Source organism: Streptomyces sp. UNOC14_S4 (genome assembly GCF_020740835.1).
GTDB lineage: Bacteria > Actinomycetota > Actinomycetes > Streptomycetales > Streptomycetaceae > Streptomyces.
Map to the genome: position 1 here is coordinate 1 of NZ_JAINFC010001014.1, position 777 is coordinate 777.

General features: G+C 77.6%; 1 protein-coding gene. It reads right to left on the minus strand.

The window, feature by feature from the left end; genetic code table 11:
- Positions 1–777: ATP-binding protein (locus tag K6I34_RS37645; RefSeq protein ID WP_229332498.1), on the minus strand; the 777-nt coding region annotated here is incomplete at both ends.

Sequence of the window (777 nt, forward strand, 5' to 3'; positions counted from 1 at the left end):
CGGTCGCCGAGGCGAGGGCGGGCAGCGGGACGTCCGGGGCGGCGGGGGCGTCCCCGTCCCCCTCGGAGTCGGCCGCGGGCTCGGAGGCGGCCACGTACGGCCGTTCGGCGAAGACGCCGAACTCGTCGGCCGCGGCCTGCGGCGCGGACGGTTCCGCGGCGGACTCCGCGCCCGGCGGGTTGTCGCGCTGCCGCAGCAGCGCGCCGGCCTGGACGAAGCGCAGCGGCAGGCCCTCGGAGGCGAACCACAGGTCGGCCGCCCAGTCGGCCTCCTCGTCCGTCAGCGGGCGGCCCGTGGCGTGCTCCAGCAGCTCCAGGCAGCCGGTGCGGTCGAGGCCGCCGAGGAAGACCTCCTCGAGGTGCGAGTCGGCGGAGGGCGCGGCGATCTCGGGCGTGGCCGCGAGCAGGAACGCGCACTCGGGGGTGGCGTCGAGGAGCTCGTCGAGCGCGGCGCCGCCGAACTCCAGGTCGTCCAGGACGACGACCGCGCCGATCTCGTGTACCAGCGCCAGGAGTTCGGCCCGGTCGGGCCGGTACCGCGGCGCGTCGTGGACGGCGGCGAAGAGCTCGTGCAGCAGGTCGGTGGTGGTGCGGTGGCGGCCGTTGAGGCGGACGACACCGTCGGGCGCCAGGTCGGCGCAGTCGGCGGCGACGGCGTCCAGCAGGGCCGTGCGGCCGGAGCCGGAGGGGCCGGTGAGGCGCACGGAACGGCCGCGCGACAGCAGGCGCACCAGGCGCTCGCGCTCCTCCTGCCGCTCCAGCAGCGGGAGTTCCGGAC